Origin of the sequence: Chryseobacterium aurantiacum (assembly GCF_003020585.1) — a bacterium.
Taxonomy (GTDB): Bacteria; Bacteroidota; Bacteroidia; order Flavobacteriales; family Weeksellaceae; genus Chryseobacterium; species Chryseobacterium aurantiacum.
Map to the genome: position 1 here is coordinate 475224 of NZ_PXUE01000001.1, position 15589 is coordinate 490812.

Annotated in this window: 10 protein-coding genes; 2 read left to right on the forward strand and 8 right to left on the reverse strand. The window is 37.4% G+C overall.

Annotated elements, in window-relative coordinates; genetic code table 11:
• Position 1 precedes the first annotated feature (1 nt).
• The 6 genes from C7D53_RS02130 to C7D53_RS02155 all read right to left on the reverse strand — a co-directional run bounded on the left by C7D53_RS02130 (position 2) and on the right by C7D53_RS02155 (position 8429).
• Positions 2 to 1534, reverse strand: a complete 1533-nt coding sequence (locus tag C7D53_RS02130) for a DUF6850 family outer membrane beta-barrel protein (RefSeq protein WP_106914750.1) — start codon at positions 1532 to 1534, stop codon at positions 2 to 4.
• A gap of 26 nt (positions 1535 to 1560) precedes the next feature.
• A complete protein-coding gene (locus tag C7D53_RS02135; RefSeq protein ID WP_106914751.1) occupies positions 1561 to 2799 on the reverse strand; it encodes a DUF4876 domain-containing protein in 1239 nt (412 codons plus the stop codon).
• A gap of 21 nt (positions 2800 to 2820) precedes the next feature.
• Positions 2821 to 5574 carry a TonB-dependent receptor gene (locus C7D53_RS02140; RefSeq protein ID WP_106914752.1) on the reverse strand — a complete coding sequence of 918 codons (2754 nt, stop codon included), beginning with the start codon at positions 5572 to 5574 and terminating at the stop codon, positions 2821 to 2823.
• 138 nt (positions 5575 to 5712) lie between these two features.
• A complete protein-coding gene (murB, locus tag C7D53_RS02145) occupies positions 5713 to 6726 on the reverse strand; it encodes a UDP-N-acetylmuramate dehydrogenase (RefSeq protein ID WP_106914753.1) in 1014 nt (337 codons plus the stop codon).
• A gap of 2 nt (positions 6727 to 6728) precedes the next feature.
• Positions 6729 to 7214, reverse strand: coding sequence for a hypothetical protein (locus C7D53_RS02150; protein ID WP_106914754.1), 486 nt, complete (start codon positions 7212 to 7214; stop codon positions 6729 to 6731).
• Positions 7215 to 7223: 9 nt separating this feature from the next.
• The gene (locus tag C7D53_RS02155; protein WP_106914755.1) at positions 7224 to 8429 is read right to left on the reverse strand and encodes a pyridoxal phosphate-dependent aminotransferase; all 1206 of its coding nucleotides are present in this window, start codon (positions 8427 to 8429) and stop codon (positions 7224 to 7226) included.
• Positions 8430 to 8655: 226 nt separating this feature from the next.
• Between C7D53_RS02155 and C7D53_RS02160 the strand changes: the two genes are divergently transcribed.
• Positions 8656 to 10452: a T9SS type A sorting domain-containing protein gene (locus C7D53_RS02160; protein ID WP_106914756.1), complete on the forward strand. Its 1797-nt coding sequence runs from the start codon at positions 8656 to 8658 to the stop codon at positions 10450 to 10452.
• Between the two features lie 103 nt (positions 10453 to 10555).
• Positions 10556 to 11011, forward strand: a complete 456-nt coding sequence (locus tag C7D53_RS02165; protein WP_106914757.1) for a DUF1801 domain-containing protein — start codon at positions 10556 to 10558, stop codon at positions 11009 to 11011.
• Between the two features lie 206 nt (positions 11012 to 11217).
• On the opposite strand, the gene C7D53_RS02170 is transcribed toward C7D53_RS02165, so the two are convergent.
• Together C7D53_RS02170 and C7D53_RS02175 are read right to left on the reverse strand one after the other, a co-directional pair.
• Positions 11218 to 12477 (reverse strand): TolC family protein, encoded by a 1260-nt coding sequence (locus C7D53_RS02170; protein ID WP_106914758.1) that lies wholly within the window; start codon positions 12475 to 12477, stop codon positions 11218 to 11220.
• Positions 12467 to 15562: an efflux RND transporter permease subunit gene (locus tag C7D53_RS02175; RefSeq protein WP_106914759.1), complete on the reverse strand. Its 3096-nt coding sequence runs from the start codon at positions 15560 to 15562 to the stop codon at positions 12467 to 12469. Before C7D53_RS02175 ends, C7D53_RS02170 begins: the two co-directional genes overlap by 11 nt.
• Between the last annotated feature and the right edge of the window lie 27 nt (positions 15563 to 15589).

Below are 15589 nucleotides of genomic sequence, written 5' to 3' on the forward strand. Positions count from 1 at the left end.
TCTAAAACGTTATCCCGATACTAGCACCTACAAAATTATTATTTTTTTTCTGAATTTTCTGGGATTGATACTGCGCTCCTACAAAGAACGCAGGAAGTTTTGGCAGTTTAAAGTCATATCTTACAGAGGCTCCCCATGTGGTCATGTCGCTCGCCTGATAAATATAATCCTGAAGAATCCACTCATTTACAGCAGCATTTCCTGAAGTAGTTAAGGCATTAAAATTTTTGCCAACCACTCGTTGTGAGAAATAAGGCTGTACTGTCAGTACCTGATTGTCTTTGATTTGTTGCTTATAATCAACATTAATTCCGAAATAGCTGTATATGAATTTTTGTCCTGCAGCAGGATAGAGTCTTCTTTCCTTAATTTCTTCATATGCGAAAAACGGAGTTGCAGTAATAGAGAAGTTTTCCTGATTGTATTGGTAAAACCCTTTCACTACAGTTGTATAATCTTCCTTACGGTATGATTTTCTTTTATAAATCTGTTGTAAGCTTGCCGTATTCAGTGAATACCCATATTCATAGCCTGTTTTTACAGAAGAAGAAAAGTTAGCTAAAAGTCCGATTCTGTTTTTTTCATTGATGCTGAAAAATTTCGCGCCCTCCACTTCAATGGTTTTATTTTCTAAATCGGAAAGATCATAAAATAAGTTGGAAGATGGACTGTTGACATAGCTTTTAATATTATTTGATTTCCCCCACACAGCTTGAAGATAAAAATCTCTGCCTTGTTTATTGGCTATTTGTATCCCTCCTTTGTAGGCAAATTCTTCAAAAGTGGTATTGGGATTGGCACTTCCGTTGAAGAGGTAGTTTGAAAATCCAAAACCTGACATTTGGTATGTAAAAGGTCTTCCTAATAAACTTTGGAATGTGATGGAGCTATTTTGGGTATACTTGCTGAATTCACCAAATACGCCTACTTCATATTCTTTGTAAAAAATATAGTTCAAACCTGCTTTTATACGGAGGTCAGAAGTCGTACTTTTTAGTCGTGGATCCTTCGCACGGAATCCCATCTGTGCAAGATAGCTTACCTGTCCGGCAATGGTCCATCGGTTAAATTTCTGTAAATATCCTCCGGCAAAATGATAGCGTTCAAGATTTAACTTCCCTCCGGCAGAATCTGCAGTGATGTAGGGAGCTACACGGTCATAATCTAATGATTCGTTCCATTGCAGCAGTCCGGTTTTTAGATTTTGATAGCTTGCATTTCCCCAAACATAACGGTTGGGTTTTAATTTTTGAAATGACTTTGCTTCAACGGTTAAACCCTTATCTCCGTTTCCGAGTTGCTGGCGGTATATTTTTTTATCATTTTTATGATAACCAACACTGAACTCCGAAAATGACGAAGGACTATAACCCGACATTGAAGCCGGGTTATAGAAAAAATTATCTTTAAAATTTCTTTCTGTATCGTATTGGTTGTTGATGGTCTTAAAAAGACTGATACTGTCCTGTGCTTTCACAGAGAGAAAACACATGCTGACCAATAGCAGGAAGAAAGATGTTTTTGTATTGAACATAATGTATTGAAAGTTAAACCGATATTTTAATGAACAATACCGTCTTTTAAACTAGCTTCGGAATCCTTAACGAAGTCATTCGAAGAATTGTTGGTGTCCATGTAAAGATTTTTATTCCCTACCATTTTTCCTGTAATCTTACGTCTTACAGATTTTCCGAAACGGGTAGGGTCACTATCTACAGATCCTGCAGAAGTCCATCCTGCATCAATGCTAGGAGATGTTAATGTGTGGAAAAACTTGGTAGGAACACTATTGTTAACCCCATCTATAATCCATGTATTCGGAATTGAATAAACACTTCTTTTGGTAACGGTCCCTGCAGAATTGATATAGCTAAAATCGTATTTACGGTTTTGAAGGAATGTATCTTTTGACTCTCCAGCCGGGAAACGTGCTATAACATAGCTTTCAAACCCTCTGTTGTGCATGATAAACATATTCTTTGCTGTGCTAAAAGCAACATCTACATTAGGAACAGCCGGATTGTCAACCTGTCCTAGGGCAGGAGCTGTTGATGGGAATTCAAAGTCTGCATTATGAAGATCAAAAGCTGTACTTGTCTGTGCTTTATGGTTAATTGCATTATCTGCTACAACGATAAAATCACCAGGCTGTACAGGGTATATTTTTTTAGTTGGGTCTGTTTCATGGGTTGGTAAAATCAGAACTCCTTTTACCGGAAAATATTGGTTAACGTCATAAGGAGTAGGGTTGTCATCTTCAGTTGTCATGAATTGAGACTGGCCAATGATCAGGTTATCCGCGTATAAAACTTTATCTGTATTATTTACGATTTTAAAATAACGGCTCGAGTTATAGTTTTTACCATCTGGAGTTTTAACTCCTGTAAAGAATACTTCCTCAATGATAAAATCCTCATGGAATGTTTTAAAATATAAAGGAACCGTAATATTGGTAGCCATTGTGGTGATATCTGCGACTGCTGTACCGGCAGCATCAGTAGTTTTCAACTGAGTGGTAACTACTTTACCGTTCACAATAATCTTATAAGAACCATAAGGGACTTCTATAGAGGTTGCCGTTACTTTTTGAGTTTTTTTGGTGATAATAGCTCCGGTATTCACTTCTCTAAGTTCAATATCCAGATTTTCGTAAGAATTAATATTCTCGCCAGTAAAAGATAAAGTTAAGACACCAATTTGTGCAGTCTGTACTCCGAATTCATCATCTGTACATGAGGTAACTGTAAATGCAGCTCCCATCATGGTTACAAAGCTTAATAGTAAAACTGTTTTTTTCATGCTATTTCCTTTTAGTATATTTTAAAAATTGTAGTTTAATTCCATTCCGAAGTAAGGCGTATTCATCCTTTTTCTGTAGACCTTTACATTGTTGAATGTGTAGGGGGCACTGTAGTTGAAAAGTCTGTTGACAAATAACGAAGTACGTAATGCCTTATAAATACTTTTTGTAACCTTTATATTTCCTGAGATTGTAAAGGTGGTAAGCCTGTCCAGATTATCAGAAACTGAAACATTTCTTACCAGCCATTGTTTGTAGGTATCTGTTTTGTCTGCCTCTGTGTAAGGATGTACTACACCGTCCATTCCATAATAAGAAATAGGTTCTGCGATTCTTCTGTCGTTTCTTGAATGATCATATAAACTTCCCTGAAATGAAGTTGAAACAATCAGATCCAGACTTGGAATATAAGTATCTACAAGAAGATTGTAATTTAAATTTGAATTAACATATCCATAATCGCTCTTGTAGATCCCGTAATAAGGGTAAATCTCTGAACCAATGGTTACCGGAGGTTTAAAAATAACAGGTGCTGAATTTCTGTATTGTGATTTAAACCATGCTCCTGTAAAGGTAAACCTTGTATTGATGGCCTTAATTCTTGGCGAGGTATAACCAAATTCGATACCTTGCTTCAACGTCTCACTTCCATTTTCTGTAGTGGTGTAGTTTCCGAAAATATTTTTTACTTCATACGGAACATTCATTAAGTCTGGTCCGTTGGGGGTCCATTGAGAAATATCCACCTTTGTGGCATCGTATTGTTTATAATTATGAACAGTTGTTTTATCCATAGTACGGAAACCATTGTTCATGTTTTCTTTGAAATAAGTCATAAAGAACTCATGATTTCTGTAGGAAAGGTCTAAACGGATTTCTTTTTTTATACTCTTAGCAGCCTGAAGTTCTTTGTTTTCTCTGGGCTGTACATAGGTCATGAAGTTGACATATCTGTATTGAGCATCATTATGGTAATAATTCAGCTGCGTATAATCCCAATATTCATTATTAGGGTAAAGCATCAATAGAGTAGGCTGCTTATAGAAAAGACCATATCCTAATGTAACATCTGTTTTTAAAGGATAATTATTGATTATGATATGAGGCAGGCTGTATTGAAAATTCAATCTAGGCTCGGTAAATACTTTTTTACTGATTGCATAGGAATTATCAATTCCCAGATTTTTGGAAAATCTTAAACCTGCATACAATGTGAATTTATGCTGGTCAATAGCATAACTCATCTGATCTCCAACAAAAGCAGCTACCAGGCTTGAAGCAGGAATATCATTATAAGCTCTGGGTCTTGTAATACCTGTATTGGCAGAGGGCGGAGTTCTCATGTCATATTGAAGCCCTTTACCATTGTTTTTAGAATATCTCCAGTCGAGACCCGCTTCATATTGATGCGTAATTCCCATGGTCTTTTTAGTACCGGTTGCCTGTAGAAAAGTAGTAATGTCCAATGGCTTTCCTTCTGTAGAAAATTCTGCAACATAGCGAAGATCCGGAAAGTATCCTGCATTTTCTCCCTGTTGAGTAGCGAGTGAAAAAGAACGAGGCCCCGATAATTGTATCAGTTTTACCTGTTCTATCTTTTCAAATCCCTGTCGGATGGCTGTATTTAAAACCAGTTTATTGAAAAATGAGTTTTTATCCAGTTGATAGATAAAATTATTGGTGAAACTTATTCTTTTATTGTTCGAAGTATACTTGTCAATAGATGGATATCCGTTATCCGGATCATATTTTTTGTTATCAATATTCGTGGAAAAATCAATATTTGACCTCCATTCCAAAGGTCTTGACCATAGCGTGGAAATCTTTTTTGAACGGATAGAAGCCGTAATACGCTGATAGTTTTCAAAATCATCTGTAGGATTGGATTTTGAATCCAGATAATCTGCACTCGCGCTCAGCTGCCATTTATCAGTTAATTTAAAACCTTTGCTTACATAATATTGCTTGCTGAATCCATCCGCTTTAAATCTTGCCTGTAGAGGAGAAGCCTTTATTTTTCTTTCAATCTTGATTAAACCGGAAGTTAAGTCTCCATAGGCTGCAGACGGAATCCCACGAATAATTTCTACCTTTTCAATGTCATTTGTAGAAATAGTTCTCATATCAACTCCGGAAGATGAGGTTTCTCTGTATTTCGGAGCTTCCAAAAATTGTTTTTCATCCAGTGAAACCTGCATATCTGCATTGGAATTGATGATGTTATCATCAATCATAAACTGTATCCCCAGTGAGGAAGTATTATATTGATTTCCTGTATAGATTCCTGTATTTTCCCGAAGAGTAGCTTTATTTACTGAATTTAATACAGGTGCCTTAGAAAGACCTCCGGGAAGAAGCTCCATTAAGTCTGTAAAACTAGAAGGCTGTAGGTGCTGCATGGCCTGTCTGTCAATAACAGACTTGGTGGTTAAGCCCTTACTTTCCTTAGAAAATACCACTATTTCTTCTAGCTTATTGATGGGTTGAAGCTTGATGGTAATGTTTTGTGCTGATGAATGACTGATATTCAGTTCTTTTTCCTGATAACTGGGATGGAGAACTTTTACAAGATATTGACCGTTGGAAATGGAAATACCGGTATTCCCATTCTTATCAGTAGTTAAAGAGGTCTGATTGATCATAACAGAGGCACCCCTTAATTCTTTATTGTTTTCGTCAAAAACAGTGATGTTCAATTGTGATTTTTCATCCTGAGCGTATAAACACTGTATACTGAAGATGAAAAAGAAAACAAGAAATAAAGATCTAGTCATTTTTATTTATTCTAAATAAGCAGGTGGCAAAATTATAAAATATAATAATGCTGACCAATAGTTATTTAGAATAAATTAAAATAATAGACAAATGTCAGGAAAATTATCCTGAGAATGTTATATAATATAATGTGGAATTTATATAATATTCACTTCCCGTTCAAGCTCTATCCCGAATTTTTCCTTTACAGAACTGATGATTTCAGTAGAGAAGTCAAAGATTTCCTTTCCAGTTGCAGTTCCGGTAGCATTGATGATAACCAATGACTGAAGTTTGTGTGAAGCTACATTTCCAATCTGCTTACCTTTCCATCCGCATTGTTCAATCAGCCATCCGGCAGGCACCTTTACCCAATTTCCATTAGGGTATCCCTGAATATTTTCAAACTTTTGTTGTAGGGCTTCAAATTGAACCAAAGGGATAGTTGGATTCTTAAAGAAACTTCCTGCATTTCCAATTTTCTTGGGATCCGGTAATTTGCTTTGTCTGATACTGATAACAGCCTTAGAAACATCCTGAATTGTAGGATGCTCAATTCCCCTATTTTTCAGCTCAGTAGTAATGGCTCCGTATTCAGTCTTAATGTGGTGATCCTTTTTGGTAAGCTTAAAGGTAACTTCCAGAATGATATATCTGCCTTTTCCCTCTTGTTTAAAAATGGAGTCTCTGTAACCAAATCTACATTCCTCAAGATCGAAAGTCTTCAGATCAAGATTTTCCAGATCCAGTACTTTACAGCTTACAAATACATCTTTAATTTCCGTTCCATAGGCTCCGATATTTTGCATTGGAGAAGTTCCTACATTCCCCGGAATTAAAGAAAGATTTTCCAGCCCTCCATAATTTTTTTCAAGGCAGTTAAGAACAAATTCATGCCAGTTTTCACCAGCTTTTGCCGTTACAAGAACTTCATTTTCGTTAAGGTCTTCCTCAGAAATACCTTTTAAATTAAGCTTAATGGCAACCCCATCAAAGTCCTTTGTCAGAAGAATATTACTTCCACCTCCTAAAAATAAAAGAGGAAAAGATTTTGCCTTTGAAAAACTTAAGGCATCCTTTAATTCTTCAATGCTGTTAATTTCAATGAAATATTTTGACTTGGCATCAACGCCAAATGTATTGTAAGGCTTTAATGAGAAATTTTCTTGCATGTTTACTTGTATTCTTTGGGAAGAATTTGGTCTAATTGTTCTTTAAACTGTTGAAGTTGTTTGTAGTGTTCGGTATCCGCAAAAGAATTAACATAAATATGGATCTTTTTAGGAGTACGTATCTGAAAAGTTTCATCAATTCCATCCACTGACTGTTGGCTCGGAGAACTTTTTATATTATCAAGATCCTTAACATTGATCGAAGATCTAAGTTGCTTCCAGGTATCCATGTTAATGGCCGAAGACCATTCCTGATGAGTTTTATGGGCGGTAGCACCTTTTTCAGCAAATACTGAATCTGGTGTCACTTTAATGATCCTGTACTCACCCATAGTTCCTCCAATATGAGATAGCCTGATAGAAGTTATTTCATTGGGGACTTTAGAACTGCTTGCAGTTTCTTTTTTGGGTTCGTCACAAGAAAAAAATGCCGACAGCAAAAGAATCGAAAAGAGTATTTTCAGATGGATATTTCTTGTTGTCGGCATGATATGATTTTATAGGCTAAATTCTTCTCTGTATTTCTTTAAGGCTTCCTTAAGAATTTCAGCACTTTTCTTTAAATCCTCTTCTTTCAAAACGTAGGCAATTCTTACCTGTTTTTTTCCTAATTCAGGATTGCTGTAGAATCCGCCAGCAGGTGCTACCATAATGGTTTCATTGTTATAAGAAAATTTCTCCAATAACCATTGTGCAAATTTTTCGGTATCATCCACCGGAAGTTCAGCAACACAGTAGAATGCTCCTCTTGGCTTAGGGCAGATTACTCCCGGAATAGCATTTAAAAGGTCTACTAAAATATTTCTTCTATGGGTATATTCTTCTCTTACCGCTCTGATATAGGCACCGTCATTCTGGTGTGCTGCAGTTGCTGCAATCTGTCCCAAAAGAACCGGGCTTAATCTTGCCTGTGCAAAAAGCATCGCTGCATTACGGATTTTCTGAGAACGGGTAACCATGCATCCGATTCTTACCCCACACATAGAATAACGCTTGGATTCTGAATCAATAATAATACAGTTTTCACTCAATTCAGGGAAGTCAAGCATTGAAATCTGCTGTTTTCCGTCATATACGTATTCTCTGTATACTTCATCTGAAATGATGACAATATCATATTTTAAGGCAATTTCAGCAAGCTTTTTCAGCTCTTCACGAGTGTACAGGTATCCTGTTGGATTTCCTGGGTTACAAATGATGATTGCTCTTGTTTTTTCTGTGATTTTTTTCTCAAATTCCTCAATCGGAGGTAATGCAAAACCAGTATCAATGGTAGATGGAACAGCGACTACATTTACATCAAATGTGCTGGTAAAACCATTGTAATTTGCATAATAAGGCTCAGGGATGATCACCTCATCTCCATCATCGCATAATGTTGAAATAGCAAAGTTCAGGGCTTCAGAACCACCATTGGTAACAATAAAGTTATCCGGAGTAAGATCTGAAAAACCTAATGAATGATAATATTCAGTAAGGGCCTTTCTATACTCAATATTACCTTCAGAAAGTGCATATTCCAATACTTTTAAATCGATGTTTTTTAAAGCATTTAAAGCTGTTTCCGGAGTTTCAATATCAGGCTGTCCGATATTAAGGTGATATACTTTTATTCCTTTTTGTTTTGCTTGTAATGCAAAGGGAACCAGTTTTCTTACCGGTGATGCCGGCATATGCAGTGCTCTGTTTGAAATATTTGGCATTGTTCAAAAAATTTGTATGACAAAAATAGGATTTAATTTCTCAATAATAAAATTCAAAGCAAGAAGATAGTGGCTCATCGTTCCTCTATATCCTTTTCTATCATAAATAACTCAAATTATTGTAATGATAAAAATTTGATAAATTTTAATTAATTGTTAAATATTTATTAAAAATAACATTGTTATATTGATATTTTTCTTAATTTTCCAATCAAATGTGAATAAAATGACAATAAATTTATTTTTTAAAGCTCTTCCGGCTATTGCGCTTCTCTCAGCAACTGCCATGATGGGGCAAAATTTTCAAACAATGCCTGTTAGTTCAGGGTATACCGCTGATGTTATTGCTAACGGAATTGGTTCTTCCATGATTTCTACAACAACCGATGTAGATGGGGTTTCCTATAATTTTGTTTCCAGGGATTTTCAGCTGACTTCAACGAGTACACCTATTAATTATGGTATTCCTACTAATGGGATTATTAACTCTGTAGTGGCTTCAACACCTGGTTTAAGTTACCAGCTTGCAGATTTTTCCGGAAATAATTCCTTAAGAATCAATACGAATGCTGCGGGAAGCAATTCCGGAACACTTGTATTTAGCAATCCGGTGGCTGCTTTTAAATTATACATGCTTTCTACCAGTGGAAGTGGAAGTTCTACAGTTACCATAACAGTTAACTTTACAGATAATACTACACAGGTTTTTACAGGACAAAATATTTCAGACTGGTACAGCGGAATTAATTTTGCCATTCAGGGAATTGGAAGAATTCTAAGGACTTCAAATTCTTTGGAGCCAAATTCTACCAATCCAAGGTTATATCAAAATGTTTTAAATATTGATGCCGCCAATCAGGCAAAACCGATTCAAAGCGTTACCGTAACAAAAACAAATAGCGCAGGAGTTGTGAATGTCTTTGCTTTTTCAGCAGATGCCTATACAGACTGTCTTGCCCCAACAACAGAAGCTGCAACTGCAGTGACCTCAAGCTCTGCCCAAATTTCATGGACAGTTCCTTCAAGCAATCAGGCTGTAAGTCATGATATTTATTACAGTACCAATGCTGCAACACCTACCGCAAATACGGTTCCAAGTCATTCGGCTGTTAGCGGGACATCTTATACTTTGGGAAGCTTATCTCCAAGTACAAACTATTACTATTGGGTAAGAACAAACTGTAGTGGTGCATCAAGTAAAAGTGCATGGTCATTCTCAAAATCATTTACTACATTATGTGGAGCGGTAGAACCATCCTATACTAACAATTTTACAAGTTATCCCGGGAATTGCTGGTCCAATTCACTTTCTGGCGGAACTCCGGATACAGGGCCTACAGGCAGCACTAGCTATTGGAATCAGCGTAATTTCCTGAATGGACCATCTAACGGGTCTGCAAGTATGAATTTATATGGGACTTCAAAGACCGGCTGGATTAAAACATTACCTTTTAATCTTTCAGCGGGAGGATATAAAGTGAAATTTGACTATGGAGTAACTACATATAGCGGAACGGCAGCTTCAGAAATGGATAGTGATGATGTAGTTCATTTTTTAGTTTCCAATGATGGAGGAAGTACGTGGACTATATTACAAACATGGAATGCCAATAATAGCCCGTCTAATACCTCAACCGAATATACCTTTAGCTTAGCTAATTTTACAAATGCCAATACTGTATTTGCTTTTTATGGAGATACAGGTCCGGTAGATGATGATCTTGATTATAATTTCTATATTGATAATTTCACAGTTGAAAAAGAACAGTTAAGTACTTCTGAAGTAAGCTCTCAGACCAAAAAAGCAGCCGTTCATCCGAATCCGTTTAAAGATATTCTATACCTATCAGATACGAGAGAAGTGAAATCTGCAAGCGTTGCTGATGCATCAGGAAGAATTGTAAAGACTGTTGAAGGAGCTGTAAAAGAATTGGATCTTAGCAGACTGAATACGGGACTATATTTTATTACGCTTTACTTTAAGGACGGATCTAAGTCTACGGTAAAAGCAATTAAAAAATAATTTTTTTAGTGTAAATAAAGTGGGGCGGCAGTACATTTTGTGCTGCCGCCTTTTTATAGTAAATGATTTTTTTATTAACTTGAAACCTTAAAACTAACTGAAAATGCAAATCTCATCTCATTCTATAGAGGACTATATTTCAAAGATTCCCGAAGAAAGACAGGAAGCCTTTAAAAAACTTTTTGACACCATCAATACTCATCTCCCAAAGGGTTTTGAAGATACTTCCAATTACGGAATGATAGGCTGGGTAGTTCCCATGGAAACCTATCCGGCAGGATATCATTGTGCTGCCAATACTCCTTTGCCGTTTATCAATCTGGCTTCCCAAAAGAACTTTATAGCACTTTATCATATGGGATTGTATTCCAAGCCGGAGCTCCTTGACTGGTTTGTTGCAGAATATCCTAAACATTCAAAGAAAAAACTGGATATGGGCAAATCTTGTGTACGCTTCAAGAAACCGGAAGATATTCCCTTTGAATTAATTGCTGAACTGAGCCAGAAAATGATGGTAGAGGACTGGATTGCTATTTACGAGTCACAGTATAAGAAGTAGTTTTAATTTGTTTTTAAATTGAACCGCAGATTAGGTTAAACCACAAAAGTTTTCTTTAAAAATACTTTAGTTTACATAAGATGAGAATCATAGATTTTCATAGAAACCTAAGTGTTCTTTTCAATCGTATCTATAATAACTTATTCTTACTTAAGTGTTAAAAAAAGCTTTTGTGACTTTTGTGGTTGAAAACAATCAGCTTCTTCTTAGAAATCAATATCCCAGATTCCCGCCTTACGCTCAAGATCAATTAAGGCTGCTGCATTTTCTGCCAAAAGCTGGAAGTAATTTTGACGAAGTTCATTATAAGTTCTCTGTGCATTGAGGACTTCCAGAATAGAGCTCTCACCGCGTTGATAGCTGTAGGTAATTCCTTTCAGAATATTTTCAGCTTCTTTCAGCATGCCATTGTCAAATTGTTGTAACTGTTTTTGGGAAGAAGTATATTGTTGATAGGCTTGGGTAACTTCCATTCGGATACTGTTTTCAATCTGTCTGTATTCAGTTTCTGCCTGTGAATAACTCATTTCTGCAATTTTAAGATCGGCATTTCTCCGGTTGGAAAATTTCAGAGGAACACTGATTCCTAATTTTACAGTGTTTACTGCAGGTGAAGGAGCTATTTCATTATTGGCAACAGTATTGTGGCCTGCACCGGCACTTAATCCAAGATCTATGATACGATTGGCTTTTTCAAGTTTAATACGACTTGCAGCTGTATTGATATTCTGCTTGGATGCCAAAAGATCAGACCTTTCGTTAACAGCTTGTGTAATAAGGTCATTCAGATGATAGTTTCTGTTAAAAGAATTCAGGTCTCCGCTTACCTCTTTTTCTGTACTGTCACTGCCTATAAAATCAGAAAGGGCAGTAATGGATTGCTGTTGGGTTCCCTCAAGATGGTATACCTCATTCAGTAAAGAAGATGCTTCAAGTTTGCTTTGCTGAGAGCTTACTCTAGAAATATCACCCAATTTGTATCGGATACTGTCAGATTTTGCCAGTTTCAGCATACTTTGATAAGACTCTTTCTGAACGTTCAGCAAGGCTTTAGATTTTAAAGCTTCAATATATCCTAAGGTGGCATCAGCAAGCAGATTTCTAAGGTAATCCTGTAGTTGCAGCTTGGAGTATTCTGCTTCATTTTTTGCCGTTTCAATTCTTGCTTTTCTTTTTCCTCCTAATTCAAGAGTCCAGCTGATGGCTCCCTCTATGGTATGTCCCATATCTTTGGAAACCCCGTTGTTTGAGGTTTCCATTTCTACTTGCGGATCAGGAAAAATACCTGCGGTAAGAACAGATGCTTCTGCCATGCTGACATTATACTTTTGTGCGGCAAGACCTAGGTTTTTATCTTTAACATAAGCCAGATATTCATTGAAATAAAGAGGCTCTTTTACGGTTTGTGCATTGATGAAAATACCTGTAACGGTACAGCACCATATGATTAAAAAATTAAATTTCATGGGTTGTTACATTTTGTTTGTCAAAACGAAGTTCAGCTAAATAATAAATGGCAGGAAGTACAAACAGGGTAAGGAATGTAGAGAACATAAGTCCATACACAATTACTGTGGCCAGAGGTCTTTGTACATCGGAACCAATTCCTGTTGCCAGTGAAGCGGGCAGTAATCCTATAATAGCCACTGAGGCAGTCATTAATACCGGTCTGAAACGATCCTTGGCTCCCTGAATAACCGATGTTCTGAGAGGAATGCCATTTTTTCTGAGGGTATTGATATGAGAAACCATAATCACCCCATTTTGGATGGCTACCCCGAATAGGGCAATGAAACCTACTGCAGAAGAAACATTCAAAGACATTCCTCTGATATTCAGGGCAAGCATTCCTCCAAATAATGCCAGCGGAATAATACTCATCAATATAAGTGCTTGTCTGAAAGTTCCAAATGCACCATAAAGCAGCAGGAACATAAGAGCCAATGCCAGCGGTACAATGACTGCCAGTCTTGAGTAGGCTCTGTTTTTATTTTCAAACTGGCCACCCCATTTGATCTGGTACTTTTCATGATCGTAGCGGATATTATTTTCAATGCTTTTCTGTGCTTCGTTGAGGAATGAGGTAAGGTCTCTTCCGCGCAGGTTAAGCTTTACGGTAAGGTGTCTTTTATTCATTTCCCTTGTTATGGTGCTTTCTCCGGTACTTAGTGTTACACTTGCAATCTGGGAAAGCGGAATTTTGGCTCCGGATGAAGAGGCCAGCATTAGGTTTCCTATTTTCTCAGGAGTATTACGGCTGTTTTCTACATATCGGCAGGAAATATCATAAACTTTGTTTCCGATAAAAATTTGTGAAACGGCTTTTCCGCCAAGGGCAGTCTCGATGAGGTCTGTTACATCGGAGACATTGAGGCCGTATTGAGCAATTTTATTTCTGTCAGCAATGATTTGTAATTGAGGAAGCGGAGGTTCCTGATCAATGGCAAGGTCAGCAGATCCTGGAATTTTCTTTAAAAGTGAAAGTACGTTGTCTGCCACCTGTCTTGTTCCTGAAAAATCATCACCATATATCTTGACCACCAGTTCACTGTGCGCTCCTGAAATTTTATCCATTACACCATCAATCATCGGCTGCGAAAACCCTACGGTAAAACCAGGCATTTCTTTGTAATCTTCTGCCAGTTCTTTAATAAGATCGGCTTTGGTTTTCCCGGATGGCCATTCCTTGTAAGGTTTTATTCCTACTGATACTTCAAAGTGAGAAGCAGTCCATGGATCTGTTCCATCATCATTCCTTCCTGCTTGTACCATAATGTAAGTGACTTCTGAGTGCTTCATCGTTCTGAGGCGAAGCGAATCACTCATTTCCTGAGCCTTTTTCAATGAAATGCCAGGAGGAAGCTGTACCTGCAGCCAGATGGAACCCTCGTCAAGCTCAGGTAAAAAGTCTTTACCTACGTTGTAAGAGAGAATTCCGGCACCTACCAGTACAATTCCGGCAGGGATGAAAATCTTTTTGGGAGCAGCCATGATGCTGTCTATTCCTCTTCCATAGGCATTGCTTATTTTTTCAAGCCATTTATTATGATAAATTTTTCTTGGCTTTTTATAGATCATAAAGGCCAGTCCGGGAATCAAAAGTAAAGCAACAGCCAATGCTCCCAGTAATGCATATCCTACCGTAAAGGCCATTGGGGTAAATAGCTTTTTTTCTACTCTTTCAAAGGCGAATAGCGGTAAATAGGCCGTAATGATAATAATTCCTGAAAAGAAAATAGGTTTTGCAATCTCAGTGGCTTTCTGGATAATTGTTTTTTCCTCCAGTTCTTCATCAGGATGATCTTCTCTTTTCTTCAAGATAGCTTCCAGCATTACAATGGAACCATCTACAATAATTCCGAAATCTATGGCCCCCAATGAAAGAAGATTAGCGGGAATATTCGTAAAATGCATTAAAATAAATGCAATAAGAAGCGAAAAAGGAATGGTAATGGCGGTAAGAAGTGCACCGCGCCAGCTTCCAAGAAATATGATTAAGATAATAATAACCAGTACAATTCCTTCCGTTAAGGTATGGGAAACTGTATTGAGGGTTGTTTTTACCAGATCGGTTCTATCCAGATAAGTATGAATTTTTACGCCTGCCGGAAGAATATTCTTGTTGAGTTCATCTACTACTTCATGTACGCCTGTTAAAACTTGTGACGGATTTTGCCCTTTTAGTAAAAGAACAATTCCTCCTACGCTCTCATTATAATTTCGGTTACGGTCTGTAAAGCCCAGAATTCCTTTACGTTCAAGGTTTCCGTATTTCAATGTTCCGATATCATTCAGGAAAACGGGAACTCCTTTTTCTGTTTTGATAACGGTTTTTCCCAGATCATCAAGGTTTTTGATGAGTCCTATTCCACGAACCACATACGCCAGATCTCCACGGGGAAGCATGCTTCCTCCTGCACTGGCATTGTTTTTACTAATGGTTTCGATGACTTCGGCCAGGGAAAGACCGTACTGTTCCAGCTTATTGGGATCAAGCTCTATCTGAAACTGCGTGGTGATTCCTCCAAAATTAGTGACATCAGCAATCCCGGAAACTTGTTTTATTCTGGGAATAATGACGAAGTTCTGCAGATCAGTAAGTTCTCTTAGGCTATGGTTGTCACTTTCAATAACGTAGCGGTAAATTTCTCCTACGGGAGAGGTTAAAGGATCCAGCCCCGGCTGTGCACCATAGGGTAGGGAAACATCGGAGAGTCTTTCCTGAATACGCTGTCTGGCCCAATAATCATCAATTCCATCATCAAATACGATGGTAATCATGGAAAGGCCAAACGTACTCTTGCTTCTCATCACGTGCATTCCGGGAATCCCATTGAGAGCCCTTTCCAGAGGAATTGTAATCTGTTGTTCCACCTCTTCGGCGGCTAAACCTTGTACTTGGGTTACAACTTGTGATGTAGTATCGGCAATATCAGGATAGGCTTCAACGGAAAGTTTAGTCCAGGAATAATATCCAAAAACGCCTAATAATATGAAGAGGGCCAGTATCAGCCATTTTTTCTGTATGGAAATTGTTAATAACTTTTTCATATGCTAACTTTAATGGGAAACTTCGGC